13 protein-coding genes are annotated in these 16,036 nt (G+C 42.0%); 1 reads left to right on the forward strand and 12 read right to left on the reverse strand.

The annotated features are described in order from the left end of the window. Positions 1–15: 15 nt before the first annotated feature. The 4 genes from ACFQ38_RS17715 to citZ all read right to left on the reverse strand — a co-directional run bounded on the left by ACFQ38_RS17715 (position 16) and on the right by citZ (position 4,336). Positions 16–489 carry a MaoC/PaaZ C-terminal domain-containing protein gene (locus ACFQ38_RS17715; protein ID WP_336823497.1) on the reverse strand — a complete coding sequence of 158 codons (474 nt, stop codon included), beginning with the start codon at positions 487–489 and terminating at the stop codon, positions 16–18. Between the two features lie 311 nt (positions 490–800). Then, complete coding sequence (gene mdh / locus ACFQ38_RS17720) at positions 801–1,739, reverse strand: malate dehydrogenase (RefSeq protein WP_336823462.1); 939 nt, start codon at positions 1,737–1,739, stop codon at positions 801–803. Positions 1,740–1,846: 107 nt separating this feature from the next. Next, on the reverse strand, positions 1,847–3,106 hold the full coding sequence (icd, locus tag ACFQ38_RS17725) for an NADP-dependent isocitrate dehydrogenase (RefSeq protein WP_381482598.1): 1,260 nt from the start codon (positions 3,104–3,106) through the stop codon (positions 1,847–1,849). Positions 3,107–3,220: 114 nt separating this feature from the next. Next, positions 3,221–4,336 carry a citrate synthase gene (gene citZ / locus ACFQ38_RS17730; protein WP_336823464.1) on the reverse strand — a complete coding sequence of 372 codons (1,116 nt, stop codon included), beginning with the start codon at positions 4,334–4,336 and terminating at the stop codon, positions 3,221–3,223. A gap of 174 nt (positions 4,337–4,510) precedes the next feature. Between citZ and ACFQ38_RS17735 the strand changes: the two genes are divergently transcribed. Continuing rightward, positions 4,511–5,485, forward strand: a complete 975-nt coding sequence (locus tag ACFQ38_RS17735; protein WP_381482600.1) for an AI-2E family transporter — start codon at positions 4,511–4,513, stop codon at positions 5,483–5,485. On the opposite strand, the gene ACFQ38_RS17740 is transcribed toward ACFQ38_RS17735, so the two are convergent. The 8 genes from ACFQ38_RS17740 to ACFQ38_RS17775 form a co-directional block, all read right to left on the reverse strand. Then, on the reverse strand, positions 5,475–5,858 hold the full coding sequence (locus tag ACFQ38_RS17740; RefSeq protein ID WP_336823466.1) for an FxsA family protein: 384 nt from the start codon (positions 5,856–5,858) through the stop codon (positions 5,475–5,477). The two genes, ACFQ38_RS17735 and ACFQ38_RS17740, sit on opposite strands and share 11 nt — an antisense overlap. Positions 5,859–5,966: 108 nt before the next feature. Beyond that, complete coding sequence (gene pyk / locus ACFQ38_RS17745; RefSeq protein WP_336823467.1) at positions 5,967–7,727, reverse strand: pyruvate kinase; 1,761 nt, start codon at positions 7,725–7,727, stop codon at positions 5,967–5,969. A 65-nt stretch (positions 7,728–7,792) separates the two neighbouring features. Next, on the reverse strand, positions 7,793–8,755 hold the full coding sequence (pfkA, locus tag ACFQ38_RS17750; protein WP_336823468.1) for a 6-phosphofructokinase: 963 nt from the start codon (positions 8,753–8,755) through the stop codon (positions 7,793–7,795). A gap of 298 nt (positions 8,756–9,053) precedes the next feature. Continuing rightward, on the reverse strand, positions 9,054–10,007 hold the full coding sequence (locus tag ACFQ38_RS17755) for an acetyl-CoA carboxylase carboxyltransferase subunit alpha (RefSeq protein ID WP_336823469.1): 954 nt from the start codon (positions 10,005–10,007) through the stop codon (positions 9,054–9,056). Continuing rightward, a complete protein-coding gene (accD, locus tag ACFQ38_RS17760; protein WP_336823470.1) occupies positions 9,985–10,872 on the reverse strand; it encodes an acetyl-CoA carboxylase, carboxyltransferase subunit beta in 888 nt (295 codons plus the stop codon). Before accD ends, ACFQ38_RS17755 begins: the two co-directional genes overlap by 23 nt. After that, positions 10,873–11,517, reverse strand: a complete 645-nt coding sequence (locus ACFQ38_RS17765; protein WP_381482605.1) for a FadR/GntR family transcriptional regulator — start codon at positions 11,515–11,517, stop codon at positions 10,873–10,875. It lies immediately after the preceding gene. Between the two features lie 395 nt (positions 11,518–11,912). After that, positions 11,913–14,987: a DNA polymerase III subunit alpha gene (locus ACFQ38_RS17770; protein ID WP_381482607.1), complete on the reverse strand. Its 3,075-nt coding sequence runs from the start codon at positions 14,985–14,987 to the stop codon at positions 11,913–11,915. A gap of 19 nt (positions 14,988–15,006) precedes the next feature. Then, positions 15,007–15,951: a DHH family phosphoesterase gene (locus ACFQ38_RS17775; protein WP_381482610.1), complete on the reverse strand. Its 945-nt coding sequence runs from the start codon at positions 15,949–15,951 to the stop codon at positions 15,007–15,009. Positions 15,952–16,036 lie beyond the last annotated feature (85 nt).

Consider the following 16,036-nt stretch of genomic DNA (forward strand, 5'->3'; position numbering starts at 1 on the left):
TATCTAATATGATGATCAAAAATTATCCAATGCACGAGATGTTAAGTTCTCTTCGACTACTGGCGGCAAAATTGTAACAGTGCCTTCAATGACAGCTTTACCATCCTCGTTTTTCGCATTCACAGAAACCGTTATCATATTTTTTTCCACTTCTACTTGCATTACTTCAAATAAAAACTCAATTGTTTCATAATGGTAAACGATCTCCGGAAAATTTAAATTTTGCTTTACGATATGTGAACCGGGACCAGGTAAGTATTTTGATATGGCAGAAGTAATAATGCCCGTCAACATAATCGTAGGAACGATCGGCTTTTCAAATGGTGTCTGCGATGCATAATCATGCTGAATATATAATGGGTTGGCATCATTCGTCAGTCCGAGGTATAACAGTAAATCCTTATCCTCGATCTTCTCCGTCAGCTTTAGCTTTTCACCGACAGCAATTTCGTCAATCTTTCGGCCGACCCGCCTTTTTTTCCCTAATATCAAAAACTACTCCCCCTTAACTCCTAAAATAGAAATGTTGATACTCAAAGTGTATCAATAAAGTTCCGAAAAGTGCAAGCAATGGCGTCACTACTCCACATCTCTGTTTAAGAAATGCTGAACTGCTCATATAGACGATTCATTACATATAACACACGCCAAGTACTCAAAAATCTTCGTTTACACACTTAAACCACTAACTTAAACGTAGAAATCGTCGCAAAAACTCATGAATGCGGTTAATTAGCGCATAACATCTACAAATCACTAAAAAACCGGAAAGCCAAAACGGCTTCCCGGTTTTCCAATTATTATGTTAGAACCTTCATGACGGCTTTCACAGAATCCGCGGATTTCGATAGTGCTGCTTTTTCATCATCCGTCAATTCAAGTTCTATAATTTTCTCGATACCGCCTGCTCCAAGCACAGTTGGAACACCAAGATAAATGCCTTCCATTCCATATTCGCCCTCGAGATAAGCAATGGAAGGCAATACTCGTTTTTGGTCTTTCAGAATCGCTTCTGCCATTTCAACAAGCGACGCGGCAGGTGCATAATACGCTGAACCATTTCCAAGCAAATTAACGATTTCGGCGCCACCTTTTCGAGTGCGTTCTACGATTTCTTCGAGTCGTTCAGCAGGTATCAATTTTTCAAGAGGCACCCCGCCAGCTGTCGAATACCGAACAAGCGGTACCATATCGTCTCCATGTCCCCCAAGAACAAATCCAGTAACGTCTTTGACGGATAGATTCAATTCTTGTGAAACGAATGTGCGGAAACGGGCTGTATCCAATACTCCCGATTGACCGATAACACGTTCTTTCGGGAAGTTAGATTCTTTGTATACTGTATATGTCATTGCATCGACTGGGTTCGTCAACACAATAATTGTTGTGTTTGGAGAATGCTTTACAATTTCGCTTGTTACAGCTTTCATGACTTTTTGATTCGTTTGAACAAGGTCATCTCGGCTCATTCCCGGTTTGCGGGCAATCCCAGCTGTAATGATGACGATGTCAGAGTCTTTCGTTTCTGCATAGTCCGAAGTGCCGATAATATTCGCATCGAAACCTTGGACAGGACCTGCTTCAAGCATGTCTAACGCTTTTCCTTTTGTCGGATTTTCCATTTGTGGAATATCAACTAATACAACGTCGCATAGCTCTTTTTGTGCAAGCAGAAATGCAGTTGTTGCTCCTGTAAATCCAGAACCAATTACTGAGACTTTTTTACGTTTCATTGTCATGGCAAAACTCTCCTTTTTTGATTCGATATGTATAAAGGGGGAGACTTGCTCCCCCTTACTGATCAGACAGCCGATTAAAAGCGCAGCATGTCTATAACTTTAACGATTTACAGATTTTTAATCAATTCATCCGCGAATTCAGATGTTTTAACTTCTTTCGCGCCATCCATTAGACGTGCGAAGTCGTAAGTAACAACTTTAGACGCAATTGTCTTTTCGATAGAAGCTGTGATCATGTCCGCTGCTTCGTTCCATCCCATATGCTCAAGCATCATAACACCTGAAAGCAATACTGAACATGGGTTCACTTTGTCAAGACCAGCATATTTTGGAGCAGTACCGTGAGTTGCTTCGAAAATAGCATGTCCTGTAACGTAGTTGATGTTCGCGCCAGGTGCGATACCGATACCGCCAACTTGTGCAGCAAGTGCATCAGAAATATAGTCGCCGTTTAAGTTCATCGTTGCAACAACATCGAACTCATTTGGACGAGTTAAGATTTGTTGAAGGAAGATATCAGCAATCGCATCTTTTACGATGATTTTGCCCGCAGCTTCTGCGTCAGCTTGTGCTTTGTTCGCAGCGTCTGTACCTTCAGCTTCTTTAATTTGATCGTATTGGTTCCAAGTGAACACTTTATCGCCAAACTCTTGCTCAGCAACTTCGTAGCCCCAGTTTTTGAAAGCACCTTCTGTAAACTTCATGATGTTTCCTTTGTGTACAAGCGTTAATGATTTACGGCCTTCTTTAAGTGCATAGTTAAGCGCACCGCGAACAAGGCGTTTTGTACCTTCCTCAGAAACTGGTTTAATACCAATACCTGATGTTTCAGGGAAGCGGATTTTGTTAACACCCATTTCATTTTGAAGGAATGAGATCAATTTCTTTACTTCATCGGAGCCTTCTTTGTATTCAATACCTGCATAGATATCTTCTGTGTTCTCACGGAAGATGACCATATCGCAGTCTTCTGGACGTTTAACAGGAGAAGGAACACCTTCGAAATAACGTACAGGACGCAGGCAAGTGTAAAGGTCCAACTCTTGGCGAAGTGCAACGTTCAATGAACGGAATCCACCACCGATTGGAGTTGTCAAAGGTCCTTTAATTGCAATCAAATATTCTTCGATCGTATCAAGCGTTTCTTGTGGAAGCCATTCGCCAGTTTCGTTGAATGCTTTTTCTCCAGCAAGAACTTCTTTCCACTCAATTTTTTTCTTGCCATCATAAGCTTTTTCAACAGCCGCTTCCATTACGCGGGATGCTGCATGCCAAATGTCCGGGCCAGTTCCGTCCCCGATGATGAATGGAATCGTTGCGTGATCCGGCACATTAAGAACGCCGTTATTTACTGTGATTTTTGCCATTTTCTATTCCTCCATTTCAAAATGAGAGGGCCGGTATACTGAGGATACCGCCCCGAAGTATTTCCTTGTAAACTCATTCAAATCGACAGAATGTCTTTTGAATAACCCTACAAATTATCGTTCATTGATTGGCACATATTTTTGCATATCTGGACCAACATATTCTGCGCGTGGACGAATCAATCGATTGTTGGAGTATTGCTCCAAAATATGAGCCGTCCAGCCTGAACAGCGGGATACTGCAAAAATAGGTGTGAATAAATCATGATCGATCCCAAGTGAATGATATACCGAAGCCGAATAGAAATCAACGTTTGGCGGCAATTTCTTCTCGCCAGTAACGATTGATTCGATCTTCTCGGACATATTATACCATTTCTCTTCTCCGCGGAGTGAAGTCAATTTTTTAGACATTTCGCGAAGGTGTTTTGCACGAGGGTCACCTTTGCGGTATACGCGATGTCCGAACCCCATGATTTTTTCTTTATTGTTTAATTTTTCGCGGATATAATCTTCCACTTTGTCTTCTGAGCCGATTTCAGTAAGCATTTTCATTACTTGCTCATTAGCGCCGCCATGGAGAGGTCCTTTCAGGGCACCGATTGCAGCAGTAATTCCGGAATACATATCGGATAGTGTCGCAACACAAACACGTGCAGTGAAAGTAGATGCATTCAATTCATGGTCTGCATGCAGCACTAGTGCCTTGTTGAACGCTTCTATTGCAATATCTTCCGGCTCTTCGCCATTTAACATATAAAGGAAATTCGCTGCGTAGCCAAGCTCTTTTTTCGGAGCAACAGGTTCTTGTCCTTTACGGATACGGGAAAAAGCAGTGACAATTGTAGCAATTTTCGCTTGCAGCTTAATCGCTTTGTTGTAGTTTGCTTCATCAGACATATCTTCAGCTTGATCATCGTATAATCCTAAGAGGGAAACTGCTGTACGCAATGCAGCCATAGGATGTACATCTGCGATTGGGTATGTTTTGAAATGATCTAAAACTTCTTGAGGAACAGCCATATTGTCTGCAAGTTGCTGTTTTAGCTCTGAAAGCTCGTCCTCTTTCGGCAAACGCTGATGCCATAGCAGATAAACAACTTCCTCAAAACTTGCATTTTCCGCAAGATCATCAATATCATATCCGACGTATGTAAGTGTGTCATCAATAATTGAACTGATGGCGGATTGTGTCGCTACGATCCCTTCCAATCCTTTTGTTGCTGTCATATGAATCGCTCCTTTGCTCAATTTTGCCTATGCTCTGCATGAGAGACATATGGCAAATCTACTGTTCTTTTACCTTCACTTAAACGCTTACATGACCATTATAATCAAATGTAACAGTTTTGTGAATGGAAACGCTTGTTTTTGGTAATGAAAAAATGCTGGAAGGACGGAAATATGCTGAAAAATCACGAAAAACTAAGAACTTTTGCTGCCCCATTTCTACAATGGATTCCCGCTGTTCTTGCTGGAATTTTGCTTTTCGCAGTCCCTCCTATCGGCATCGCAATTCTTGTCGCTTACTTCACTTCACCGATATTATCAGCGATCCGGCTAATGATTAAATTGCCTTTGACAATTGCAACCTTGTTTGTCATGGCTTCCATCCTATTTATCGTTATAGCTTTTTCTTTCATTGCATTGCACGGTTTAATGGATGCGGTCCCAATCGTAGAAAAACATCTTTCGCCATTAACGGGTAGCACTGACATAGCTGGTAAAGTATTCTCCTTTTTAGAACAAAAAGTGATTGAATATGGACATGCGCTAATTGATTATGGAATTACGTTTACAACAACGCTGTTTCAACAAATATTTAGCCTGTTCATTTTCCTTGTTGCCTATTTTTTTGCGTTAAGAGAATCGGGCAAAAACAAATTTTGGTTTTTAGTTTATTTTCCTAACAGCATGCGAAAGTCTGCGAAAAGGATTTTCATGAGATCAGGGGAATTATTCGGCACGTTCTTATTCGTAGAAGCAAGACTATTTTTGCTTACCTTCATCATATTATGTTTAGGTTTTTCTGCCCTTCAATTTGAAGCACCGATCGGAAGCGCTTTTTTAGTGTCCATCGTTGATAGTTTGCCATTCTTAGGAATAGGTATTTTCATCATTCCAATGGCGATTTTTTTCTTGTACACGAAACAATTATCGATTGGAATTGCTTTAATTTTGCTTTATGTGTTCGTCTTAATCTCTCGGCAATTAGCTGAATCTTATATGTGGGCCTCAACATTTAAATTAAAACCGATCCATGCATTCTTCATTACAGTATGCTCCTTTTACATTTTCGGGCTGCTTGGAATTTTACTTACGCCTTTTTTGCTGTTCGCCGCACTGAAAGTGAAACAGCACCCGATTTTTAACGGATAATAATTTGGCCATTTTTCATCATTTTGTAGATGCGCCTTACGATGAATGGCCGAATAAGCTTTCTTGGCCATTTCAGCAATAATAATAAGCCCACTATATCCGTCAGGAACCCAGGAAAGATCAATAATACACCACCGATGAAAATACATAGGCTGTCTATCGCTGCATTGCCCGGCGTTTCCATGGAGGCAATTCTTTTCCGAAAGTCATTCCAAGCTTTCAAGCCTTGTCTTTTCGCAAAATATGCACCGCCTGCTCCAGTAAATAAAATAAGCAAAATTGTCCATAAAACGCCAATTTTGCTGCCAACATATAAAAGTACCGCCAACTCGACTAATGGCACAACGACAAAAGCAAATATTAGCCATTTCATAATGTCAACTCCATCTGCAAAAGGCCGCCATTTTCCCGGCGGCCTTTGCTCTATTTAATCGATTCCTTTGCGGATAAATATACCCGCTTTGTACAAATTATAAAACAATTACAACACACTTGCATGTCCATTATAAATAACGCCCGATTCAGCATCCATCGTTATTTCTGCCCCATTGCTAATGACTTTTGTGGCGTTTTCAACACCGACAATGACAGGGATTCCTAAGCTTAAGCCGACGACAGCTGCATGGCTAGTCAATCCGCCTTCTTCGGTAATTAATCCGGCACATCTTTCAATTGCCGGCATCATATCCCGGTCGGATGCTTTCGTAACGATAATGTTTCCTTCTGCAGCGGAAGGGTCAATATTTTGTGGATTCGGTACGATTACTGCTCTTCCATAAGAAACAGTTTTCCCAATTCCTTGCCCACGCGCTAACATGTCGCCAATAACGTGGATTTTCATCAAGTTTGTCGTACCTGCTTCTCCGACAGGAACTCCAGCAGTAATAATAACGACATCACCATGTGTCACGTATTGGTGCTTGACACTCTCTTCGACTGATTCTTGCAAAATTTCATCGATCGATGAAACACGTTCGCCTAAGATTGGATAAATCCCCCAAACGAGGCTTAGTTTTCGAGAACAAACTTCCGAAGACGTAATCGCGATAATTGGGCAGCCCGGGCGATATTTAGCAATCATTTTCGCAGTATGGCCGCTTTCAGTAGGTGCTAATACTGCTTTCACTTTTAAGTTAATTGCAGTGTAGGCGGCAGCCTGTCCAATTGCTTCCGTCATATTGCCATGTTTTTCACGGCGGCGTGTTGAAACGACCGAACGATAATCGACAGCTCCTTCAGTGGCTAGAGCAATACGGTCCATCGTTCTTACTGATTCGACCGGGTATAATCCCGCAGCCGTTTCACCAGAAAGCATTATAGCGTCCGAGCCATCTAAGATCGCATTGGCGACATCACTTGCCTCAGCTCGCGTTGGGCGCGGATTTCTTTGCATGGAATCCAACATCTGTGTTGCCGTAATAACCGGCTTGCCTACTTGATTACATTTTTCAATCATCTGCTTTTGAACTAATGGTACTTCTTCCGCAGGGATCTCCACGCCAAGATCCCCCCGTGCAACCATCAAACCGTCTGAGACGTTCAATATTTCATCTAAATTGTCGACGCCTTCACGATTCTCGATTTTTGGAATGATATGAATTTGACGGCAATTATTTTTCTCCAATAGTTCCCGAATTTCCATAACATCGGAGGCACGGCGTACAAATGATGCAGCTATAAAGTCTACTTCTTCTTCAATGCCAAATAATATATCTTCTTTATCCTTTTCTGTAATCCCAGGCAGTTGGACTGAAACTCCTGGCACATTGACGCCTTTTTTATTTTTTAAGACGCCTGAATTGACGACTATCGTATGAATGAGACCCTTCTCTTCATCTTTTCCAGTCACTTCCAACTGGATAAGCCCGTCATCCAATAATATGACGGAACCCTTGTCTACATCCTCAATCAATTTTGAATAGGTTACGGAAAATACATGCTCGTCCCCTTCGACTTCCTGCATGGAAATATCGATTTCTTTTCCAGTAATCAATTCGACTTGCCCGTTTTTCATGGAATGCGTTCGGATTTCCGGACCTTTTGTATCCAACAGTATGCCTACCACTTTTCCTGTCCGTTTCGATGCTTCACGAATCGCTTTAATCCGCGCCCTATGCTCCTCATGGGAACCGTGGGAAAAGTTGAGACGTGCGACATTCATACCCGCCTCCATTAATTGTTCCAATACTTCAGGTGATTCACTTGCAGGTCCGATTGTACATACGATTTTAGTCTTTCTCATTCAATAACGCCCTTTCCAGTATCCATACGCTTCAGCGTAAATTTTTGCATGTCTCACTAAGATTATTATATCGATAATTCCTTGGACAATTTATAAAGCTCTCTGTCCACGGAATGATCCCTTTTTACAAATACCTCTTCCAAAGGATAGTCTACCACCATATGTTTTTGCATACCAATGGCGACTCCTCCTCTACCTTCTTTTAACACCTCAACCGCTCTTGCACCATATTGGCTTGCAATGACCCGATCTCTTGCAGAAGGGGAGCCTCCGCGTTGAATATGTCCCAAGACAGAAACACGTGTCTCTATATTCGCTGTTTCCATCAGCATTTTTGCTAGTTCGCCCCCAGACATAACGCCTTCTGCAACGATAATAATACTATGCTTTTTGCCGCGGCCCGTTCCGCTTTTCAACCGTTCAACGACTTCATGAATATCATAATCCTCTTCTGGAATTAAAATCGTTTCCGCTCCACCTGCAAGACCTGACCAAAGCGCCAAATCCCCGGCATCTCGTCCCATCACTTCAATAATGAAAGTCCTTTCATGGGAAGTCGCTGTATCTCTAATTTTATCGATTGCATCGATAACAGTATTCAATGCAGAATCAAAGCCGATTGTAAATTCAGTGCCATTAATATCATTGTCAATTGTAGCTGGCACACATGCACATGGAATTCCCATCTTCATCAATTCATATGCACCTCTAAACGATCCATCCCCACCGATGACGACAATTCCCTCAATGCCATTCAGCTTCAATTGATCAACAGCTTTTTCCCTTCCTTCAGGAGTCATAAACTCCGAAGACCTTGCTGAACGGAGCATCGTACCTCCGCGATGAATGATGTCGCCGACGGAGCCTAATTGAAGCAATTCAATTTTCCCATCGATTAAGCCTTGGTAGCCATTGAAAATCCCGGCTATTTCAAGATTTTCATAAATCGCTTTCCGTACGACTGCCCGGACAGCTGCATTCATGCCTGGTGCATCACCACCGCTTGTTAGCACAGCAATTTTTCGCATTTGGCACACTCCTTTCATATATGCAGTTACATTATAGCTTTTTAGACATATGTATCATTTCCTAAACAGTCGAATTGCCTATATTCTATCATTCATTGCATTCTTATAGAAGTAAGGAGACATATTCTTAATAAAAAAACTGTTTTAGACTAAGGCTAAAACAAGAAAAATCGTTGAAACGGAAAGCCACCCGCCCGCTGTCATGCAAAAGGTCTTGCATTTAAAATGCAGCCATTGCCTAACGCTATTACGGAGTGTCGCCTATTCCAACGATTTTCAAGCGTATTGCTTTTCAATTTTATTCAGTAAACTCACCAATTCGGCGGAATTTTTCATATCGGTCTTCGATCAATTCCGACCCACTCATGGAACAAAGGGAATGTAATGATGTTTTTAGAACTTCCCTAATTGCATCAGCTTGTTTTTGAACATCACGATGCGCGCCTCCCAATACCTCTGGAATAATCTCATCTATAATACCCATTTCCTTTAAATGCGGCGCTGTAATTTTCATTGCTTCGGCTGCCTGCTTAGATAAGCTTGCGTCCTTCCATAGAATGGATGCAGCCCCTTCAGGCGAAATGACGGAATATGTGGAATGCTCCAGCATATGAATCCGGTTGGCTACGCCAAGTGCCAGCGCACCACCGCTCCCTCCCTCTCCGATCACAATTGAAATGATCGGAACCGTTAAGCCCGCCATTTCGACTAAGTTTCTTGCAATTGCTTCACTTTGACCACGTTCTTCCGCAGCTTTTCCAGGGTAAGCCCCTTTCGTATCAATAAAACAAATGACCGGACGCCCGAATTTTTCCGCCTGTTTCATAAGGCGTAGTGCTTTTCGATACCCTTCAGGATGCGGCATTCCGAAATTACGCTTAACATTTTCCTTCGTATCTTTTCCGCGTTGATGGCCGATGACTGTAATCGGCATGCCATCGAAACGGCCAAGTCCTCCTACAATTGCTGCGTCATCCCCAAAATTGCGATCCCCATGCAGTTCAATAAAGTCTTCAAACAACTCCGCGATATAATCTAATGTTGTCGGACGCTGTGGATGCCTTGCAACTTGTACGCGATCCCACGGTTCCATATTGCCATATATTTCTATTTCTAAATTACTAAGCCGGGTTTTCAATTTTTCGATTTCATCTGAAAGATCCACTTCATTTGTCGATGTGAACTCTTCTAATTCCTCGATCTTTTCTCGCAGTTTAACGATCGGTTCTTCAAACGACAATGTTTTGCTCATGCTTTACTTCCTCCTTCACTTGATGGAGACCGATCAATTTTCCGATGCTTTCTTTTAGATCACATCTATGAATGACTGCATCTACTTGACCATGTTCCAAAAGGAATTCCGCCGTTTGGAAGTTATCTGGCAATTTTTCCCTAACTGTTTGTTCAATGACACGCCTTCCTGCAAACCCGATCAGCGCTTTCGGCTCAGCGATATTAATATCCCCAACAGAAGCGAAACTTGCCGACACACCACCTGTTGTCGGATATGTCATAATGGAAATGAACAGCAATCCTTCATCCGCATGCCGTTTTAGCGCAACGCTTGTCTTTGCCATTTGCATGAGTGACAATACCCCTTCTTGCATGCGGGCGCCGCCGCTCGCTGAGAAAATCAATATAGGAATACGTAATTCCGTTGCCTTCTCAACAGCCCTCGTAATCTTTTCACCGACGACAGATCCCATCGAACCCATCCGGAAATGGGAATCCATTATCGCAACTGCTGCTTCATGGCCATCTATCTTTCCTACGCCGGTCAATACTGCCTCATTCAATCCTGTCTTTTTTGCATCTGCTTCCACTTTTTCTGTATAGGAAGGAAATGACAGCGGGTTTTCCGTTTTTAAATGATCGTCCATCGATTGGAAAGTGCCTTCATCGAACAAGCACTCCACCCGTTCTTGAGCTGTCATTTTAAAATGGAAATCACATTTCGGGCAAACTTTTGCAGTTTTCATTAAATCCTTTGTTAATATAATTTGTTTACATTCGGGACATTTCGTCATAATCCCTTCTGGTACATCATGTTTAGCATCCGAAGATGGTATTGTGATCGCTTGTTTCTTTTTATTTTTTGCAAATAAATCGCGTAGCATTCATTTTCCCCCTTCGATTTCATCAATCCATTGACTATATGCCGATAGTGCTTTATTCTCATCGCCTTGAATAATGCCTAGTAACAATTCGGCAACAATCGGCTTTTCTCCTTCATCTGTCATCTGCGAAAAAGGAATTTTGCTATATTGTCTTAATATGAACCAAATTTTCAAAGATAGTCTGTTGTTCGCTGCAACGATCATTTCCCGAATGATGTCTTCACGCAACACTGAACCACTCTCTTCCAAATTGGCATATAAGCTTTCCCAAACAGGCAATGCATGTTTAGCAGGATCACCGCAAATGGTTTGGATTGCTGCTCGCTCATGAATGCTCCTCGTATTATCCACATCGGCTGCCGAATTCGGCTGTTGCATGACAAAATCGGATAGCACTTCAACGAGCTGATGTTTTTTGAAATCAGCTAAAAACGTTCCTTCTCCGCGCCTCGTTTCAATTAGGCCTAATAATTCAAGGCTTCTCAAAGCTTCACGCACAGTAGATCTGCCAACTTGCAACTTTTCGGCTAACACTCGTTCAGAAGGCAATTTATCTCCTATTTTTACGCCTTCTGTTTTAATCATCAACCGCAGCTCGCTAACAATATCAATAAACATTTTTGATGGTGGATTTGGATTTTGCATTCGAGAACCCCTTTGGATAATCTTCATCGTAGAAAGTGGTCAGACCACTCATGTCTTTAAGCATACAGAAAATAGGCGCAAACGTAAAGTATTTTTAGGAAGTTAGGAAAAAAAGAGTGAATGTTTATATACCAAAAGGATGATTTTTCAATGTTTAGGAATGCAATGCAATCGCTCAAAGCTGCATATCGAACTATAAGCGCATAAGTCAATATAGGAGCGCACGAACACTCACCTTTTGCCAAAATTTCCGGACAGGGACGCATGGGATATATGCAGAAATACAATTGCTGCATGCATATCGACTGCAATTGAGCGCAAATATTCCTGTTTAAGAACCAAATTAAAAAACAGTGTTGAAACAACATTTCGTTTCAACACTGTTTTCATTTTAATTATACTTCCTTCACTGACTGTACTACTATTTGGGGCTGTCCCCTTCTTCTTTCAACTGTTCCCTCGATCATTACTAAATTCAGTTCTTGCAAATGAACATTATTCGCCGCATATTGTTTCGGGAAAATGGTGCAAGACTTTTCGCCTGTTTCATCTTGAAGCGTAACAAAAGCCATCGCCTCGCCTTTTTTCGTTCGAATCCTTTTAATGTCAATCAGGAGCCCGACTACTTTCACAAAAGTACGGTCGTTCATTTTGTCAACTTCAGATAAAGCAAGATAACGTTCCTGCATCCTTCTTTTCATCTCGACAGCAGGATGTTCGGATAAATAAAATCCCAATACTTCCCGCTCGTTTTCAAGCAATGTCAATCTTTTCATCGTTCCGCCTGGAGAATATTTTGGGTTTGCAACAGAGTAAATCACTTCATGCAATAAATCATCACCTTCCGGACGGACAAACAAAGCATGATTCCTCGCCGCATCAATCGATGCTAAAAGCACTGCCCGGCTTTCTCCGAATTCATCCAATGCCCCAGCTTTGACGAGCGGGATAATATTTTTCTCCGTAAAATGATCACCGCCAATTGCAACGGCAAAATCAAATAACGATGTCCATGGCTTGCTGATCCTTCTTGCCTCTTTCAGCACATTGTAAAATGTTGGCGTAATTCCTTTTATAGCGCCCAAACCTAAACGGATATGGCCATTTTCAACGATATGCATATATTTGCTTTTGTTGACGGAAGGAGGCAAAATTTGAATGCCTTTCTCCTTTGCTTCCCGAATCATTTCCATCATTTTCTCTTGATTGCCAGCTGCGGTCGATAACAACGCAGCATAAAAATAAGCTGGCTCATTCGCTTTCACATAAGCTAACTGATAAGAAATATAAGAGTAAGCAACAGCATGGCTTTTTGGAAATCCATAATCTGCAAATTTAACGATCAAATCATAAATATCAGCAGCTACCTTTTCCGGAAAATTGCGGCGAACAGCACTTTGCACAAAGTGAATCCGTTCCTCATGCAAAATTTCCCTTTTCTTCTTGCTGACAGCTCTGCGCAATAAATCAGCTTCAGATAGGGAGAACCCCGCAATACGAACCGCAATTTGCATAATTTGCTCCTGGTAGACGATAATGCCTTCTGTTTCCTTTAAAATCGGTTCCAATTCTGGATGCAAATAAGTGAAACGTTCATGAGCATTTTTTCTTTTACTATATAGAGGAATGTTTTCCATCGGACCTGGCCGATACAAAGCTGTAGCGGCATAGACATCTTCAAATTTATCTGGTTTTATAAGTCGTAAAGCGTCGCGCATGCCCGCTGATTCGAATTGGAAAATGCCCGTCGTATCGCCTGCTCTAAATAACTCAAGCGTCTTGTCGTCGTTTAACGGGATTTTATCATAACGGAATGTTCCACCTTTATCATGCTCGATCATTGATTTGATGCGATCCATTAAAGTTAGGTTCCGCAATCCTAAGAAATCCATTTTCAATAAGCCCGACTCTTCTACATCGCCCATCGCCCATTGTGTCAAATAGATGTCTTCCCCCCCGTTTTGCAATGGAACTGTGTTCACTAATGGGGTTGGCGATAGGACGACACCTGCAGCATGGGTGGAAGCATTTCTTGGCAGACCTTCTAATGCTTTTGCAGCATGCAGCCATTTTTCACGAATCGGGTCAATTGCAATCCATTGCTGTAGCGGCTTTGAATTATTAACTGCCTCTTCAAGCGATCTTGCATGTTCTTCACGGATCGCATTCGATACGAAAGCCATCTCTTCATTTGTAAAATCAAAAACCCGGGCTACATTTCGTGCTACCGATTTAGTTGAAAGCGTTCCAAAAGTAATGATTTGAGCGACATGACCTTTGCCGTATTTTCGGGCGACATATTCGATTACTTCTGACCTTCGGTGATCTGCAAAGTCTACGTCAATATCCGGCATTGTAATGCGTCCTGGATTTAAAAAGCGCTCAAAAATCAAGTTGTACCGAATTGGATCGACATCGGTTATATGGAGTGCATAAGCGACAAGCGAACCTGCCGAAGATCCGCGACCAGGACCTGTTAAAATGCCATGTTCTCTTGCAAATCGGATGAAATCCTCGACAATTAAAAAATAATCGGCAAATCCCATTTCACAAATGATGCCAATTTCTTTCTCCAAACGCTTTTCATATCTTTCATCAATAAATGGAATCCTTCTCTTTAAGCCTGCTTGACAGTTGCTCTTCAATAATTTCTCGGCGGTCATACCTTCGGCTACAGGAAATTTCGGCAAAATGAATTGAGCAGGCGGCAAGCCCCCATTACAGTATAAAAGCATCTCAGACATATTCGAAAGCCATTCCGGACGATCTGAAAACCAATCTTTCAATTCCTCTTCGGCCGGTACATACGCATTTTCTTTACGTGTTTGTGGCTTAGATGGATCATTTAATTTATAGCCTAGGCGGATTGCCGAGGCGACTTCGAATGCAAATTCATCCTCTTTATGCAAATAACGAGATTCCTGTATCGCTGTAATCGTCAAATGAGCTGCTTCAGCCATTTCAACAATCGCATACTCCTCATGATGGCGGATACCGCCCGGCCTACCGACTCCGATGTAAAGCGATTCTTCGCCACAACTGTTTGTCAGGAGGCGAATCAAATCCACATTTCGTAATCCTTCATAAGAATCATCCGTCATCGGACAGATGAAAATACAGCCTGCACTATATGCTTTCAACCATTTTAAAGGCAATGTTTCCGTTTCACGAGTAGAAGAAGCACTGCTAATTTTCAGCAAATTACTGTAACCGATATCGTCTTTTGCATACGCATAGAGCAATACAGTCCGGTCATCATCGATCAACAGCTCAATCGACAGGCCAATGACCGGCTTTATGCCATATTTCTCCATCACTTTGCAAAAAGACCGGACGCCATACATTTTCGAGTTGACGATACCAACTGCTACAGCCCCCCTCCTTTTCAGAAGCGGGGCTAATTGATCTAATTTAATAATACCGTGCAATAGATCCGCACCGGTAATTACTTGCGGATAGACAAGAGCCAATTGAAATCCCTCCGCCCAATTAATTTGCTGCACATAAGCCTTTCAATTTTTGAATGATTTCTTCCGCTTTATCCCAAGAATATATGGATGCACCGGATGCAAGAGGATGTCCTCCACCACCGTACTCGGCAGCAAGCGAGTTAATGACTGGTCTTTTTGAACGGAAACGAACTCGTATTTGATCATCTTCCTCGATGAAAATGACCCATGCACAAATCCCATTCACATTCCCTAAGGAACCGACAAGCGACGATGTCTCCGTTGCTGTCACATCGAATTGCTCCAATATGGATTGATCGATTTTAATATAGGCAGCTCCGTTTTCATCCATAACAAAATTTTGGTAAATATAACCTTGCAAATGCAATATATTGCGATCTAACTCATACATCCGCGCAAATAATTCCGTTCGATCAAAATCATATTTAATCAGTTTGCTTGCGATTTCAAACGTCTTTTCCGTTGCACTCGGGAAAATGAATCGTCCGGTATCTCCAACGATACCTGCAAACAACAGCCTCGCTGCTTCTACCGGCATTTTCCAACCATATTCCGCCTTACCTTCTTCATAGAGAACGTAAATCATTTCTGAAGTGGAACTTGCTGTCGTATCGACCCATCTTAAGTCACCGTATTGGTCGACATCTGGATGGTGATCGATTTTTACGATAAAGTCTGCCGCTTCATAATGCTGATCCGCATCGATGCGTTCCGTGTTGCCTGTATCCGTAATAATGACGAGCGCTCCGGCATAATCCGACTGTCCGATTTCATCCTGCAGCGCCAAATAAGAAAGCAACTCATCATGCGTTCCAGCAGCGTATACCAACTTGTCCGGATAATTCGCTTTAATCAATTCTTTCAGCCCTACTTGCGAACCGTAAGCATCCGGATCCGGCCGAACATGCCTATGTATGATGATTTTGTCGTACTTTTCAATTGTGTCAATGATTTGTCTTTTCATTTTTCCAATTCCTCCGGTTATAATGATTTCTATTCGCATTCTATGTAAAAAGCCGATACAATGGAAACAGTTCTTTGATGGAGGC

Origin of the sequence: Sporosarcina contaminans, from assembly GCF_042679045.1 — a bacterium.
Classification (GTDB): domain Bacteria; phylum Bacillota; class Bacilli; order Bacillales_A; family Planococcaceae; genus Sporosarcina; species Sporosarcina contaminans.